Raw genomic sequence first — 2,813 nt, 5'->3', positions numbered from 1 at the left:
GGTAGTTGAGGTGAACGGTGGGGATGTAGGGGTTGCGCGGGTGCAGCACCATCGAGGTGCCGGTGGCGAACCAGCGGTGGCCCTTGGCTTCCGGGCGCTGGCTGAGGATCGAGGGCGGCAACTCACTGCCTTCCACCTCCGAGAAGTTCACGCCGCCCTGCTCGAACACGCGGCCGCCCTTCATCACGCGGGAGCGGCCGCCGCCGCCCTCGGGCCGCACCCAGCTCTCCTCCGCAAAGCGGCCGGTGCCATCGAGTTGCTCCAGGCCTGCGCAGATCGAATCCTGCAGGCCCATCAGCAGCGCCTTGGCCCGCTGGCGTGAATCGGCCGGCGGCGCTTCCAGGGTTGGCGTGGCGGCGGAGGCGCTGCCCAGCTTGGCTTTGGCTCGCGACAGCAGGCCCTTCAACATCAGTGCAACCGCCCGGGGGGCTCAGGCAAACCGCCTCACCTTTTCAGCTCAACGGGCCGAGGCACAAGCTTTCGAGAGGGTTCGTGATCCCGATTGCGGTAGGCCCGCAGCGGCTACGGCTGCGCCTCAGGCACCTCCATCCACCGCTTCTAAGATCCGGATCCTTTCCTCCCGCCCGATGGCCAGCGCAGATCAGGCCTTAGCCCAGGCCCTCGCCGCCCTCGAGCCCCTCACCGATGCCGGCAGCGGCCGCAGCCTGCTGGAGCTGGAATGGATTCAGCAGGTGCGCGTGCAGAACACCCGCGTGGTGTTCCGCCTGGCTCTGCCCGGGTATGCCAATGCCCAGCGCGAGCGCATCGCGGCCGATGCCCGCGGTGCCCTGCTGCAGTTGGGCGGCATCGATGATGTGCAGATTGAGCTGGCGCCCCCGCCGGCTCCGGCGGCTGCCCATCAGCAGGCCCCGATCGGTGCGGCTGGCCATGGCGGCGGCGGGCCTGAGAAGCAGTCGATTCCCGGTGTGAAGCAGGTGATTGCTGTGAGCAGCGGCAAAGGTGGTGTGGGCAAGAGCACTGTGGCCGTGAACCTCGCCTGTGCCCTGGCGGCCTCCGGCCTGAAGGTGGGCCTGCTCGATGCTGATATCTACGGCCCCAACGCTCCCACGATGCTCGGGGTAGCGGATCAAACCCCGCAGGTGAGCGGCAGCGGCAATGCCCAGATCCTCACGCCGCTGGAGAGCTGCGGCATCGCGATGGTGTCGATGGGGCTGCTGATCGATGCGGATCAGCCGGTGATTTGGCGCGGCCCGATGCTCAACGGCATCATTCGCCAGTTCCTGTATCAGGTGGAGTGGGGTGAACGCGACGTGCTCGTGGTGGATCTGCCCCCCGGCACCGGCGATGCCCAGCTCAGCCTGGCCCAGGCGGTGCCGATGGCGGGCGTGATCATCGTCACCACGCCGCAGATGGTGTCGCTGCAGGATGCGCGCCGCGGCTTGGCGATGTTCCAGCAGCTCGCGGTGCCCGTTCTGGGCGTCGTGGAGAACATGACGGCCTTCATCCCGCCCGATGCGCCCGAGAAGCGCTACGAGCTGTTCGGCTCAGGTGGCGGCGCTCAGCTGGCGCAGGAGAGTGGGGTACCGCTGTTGGCGCAGTTGCCGATGGAACTGGCGGTGGTGCAGGGCGGTGACGGTGGCCGGCCGGCGGTGCTCAGTGCTCCGCAATCAGCCACCGCCCAGGCGTTCCGCGATCTGGCGGCATGTCTGTCGCTGGCGGCCGCCGCATGACCCTGCTGGGGCTTTGGGGCCGGCGCCGCAGCGCCATGTTCGCGGCCGGCGGGGCGCGTCGGCGCCGCTGGGTCGACCGCGTCGACAAGCTGCTCTGGTGGATCCCCCTGGCGATGATTTTCGTGTCGGGGATCCTGATCGCCAGCACCCAGCGCCAGGCGGATTACGCCGATTGGTATCAGCACTGGATCACGGCGGCGGTGGGATTGGCCATTGCCTTGGGCCTGGCGCGCGTGCCGGTGGAGAGCATCACCCGCTGGCCCTGGGTGATTTATGGCGTCACGGTGGCCAGTCTGATTGCGGTGCGGGTGGTGGGGGTGAGTGCCCTCGGCGCCCAGAGCTGGATCAACATCGCCGGCTTCCATGTGCAGCCCTCGGAGTTCGCCAAGATCGGCGCAATCCTGCTGCTGGCACGGGTGCTCTCGCGCCATCCGGTGGAGCGCCCGGTTGATCTGGTGCGGCCGGTGGCGATCATCAGTTTCCCCTGGCTGCTGGTGTTGGTGCAGCCCGATCTGGGCACCTCCTTGGTGTTTGGAGCGGTGCTGCTGGTGATGATGTTTTGGTCGGGCATGCCCGGCAGCTGGGTGGCCCTGTTTCTCTCGCCGGTGGTCACGGCGATCGTGGCGGGGGTGTTCCCGTGGCTGCTGTTGGCGTGGATTCCGGCCATGGGCCTGTTGGCCTGGAAGAGCCTTCCCTGGAAGCGCGCCGGACTCGCGCTGGTGCTCGGGGTGCAGGGGCTCTTCGCCGTGGCCACCCCGTGGTTGTGGAACAACTTCCTGCAACCCCACCAGCGCGATCGCCTCACCCTGTTCCTCGATCCCAATAAGGATCCGCTGGGTGGGGGCTATCACCTCCTGCAGAGCACGGTGGGCATTGGCTCAGGAGGCTGGTTCGGCACGGGCTTGCTGCAGGGCCATCTCACCCTGCTGCGCTTTATCCCGGAGCAGCACACCGACTTCATTTTCAGCGCCCTGGGCGAGGAGCTTGGCTTTGTGGGTTCAGTGTTGGCGGTGCTGGGCTTTGTGTTCTGGATCTGGCGCCTGCTGCAGATCGCTGGCAAGGCCCGCAGCGATGTGGAGTCGCTGGTGGTGGTGGGCCTGGGAGCGATGGTGATGTTCCAGG

3 protein-coding genes are annotated in these 2,813 nt (G+C 67.6%); 2 read left to right on the top strand and 1 reads right to left on the bottom strand.

All coding sequences use genetic code 11. From position 1 onward, the window contains the following. On the bottom strand, nucleotides 1–409 hold a 409-nt coding region (locus ACIQ2E_RS13870), incomplete at its 3' end, for a coproporphyrinogen III oxidase (protein WP_398331757.1). 178 nt (nucleotides 410–587) lie between these two features. Here ACIQ2E_RS13870 and ACIQ2E_RS13865 point away from each other — a divergent pair. Further along, nucleotides 588–1,691, top strand: a complete 1,104-nt coding sequence (locus tag ACIQ2E_RS13865; protein ID WP_398331754.1) for an Mrp/NBP35 family ATP-binding protein — start codon at nucleotides 588–590, stop codon at nucleotides 1,689–1,691. Then, nucleotides 1,688–2,813, top strand: a 1,126-nt coding sequence (locus ACIQ2E_RS13860) for an FtsW/RodA/SpoVE family cell cycle protein (RefSeq protein ID WP_398331760.1), incomplete at its 3' end; no start/stop codon positions are given. The genes ACIQ2E_RS13865 and ACIQ2E_RS13860, both read left to right, overlap by 4 nt.

The organism is Vulcanococcus sp., from assembly GCF_044369115.1.
Taxonomy (GTDB): Bacteria; Cyanobacteriota; Cyanobacteriia; order PCC-6307; family Cyanobiaceae; genus Vulcanococcus.
This window is presented reverse-complemented; position numbering and strand designations above follow the sequence as displayed.

What these genes read in the sequence shown, in the direction of transcription:
- ACIQ2E_RS13865 (WP_398331754.1), top strand. Translation starts at nt 588, where the DNA reads ATGGCCAGCGCAGATCAGGCCTTAGCCCAGGCCCTCGCCGCCCTCGAG.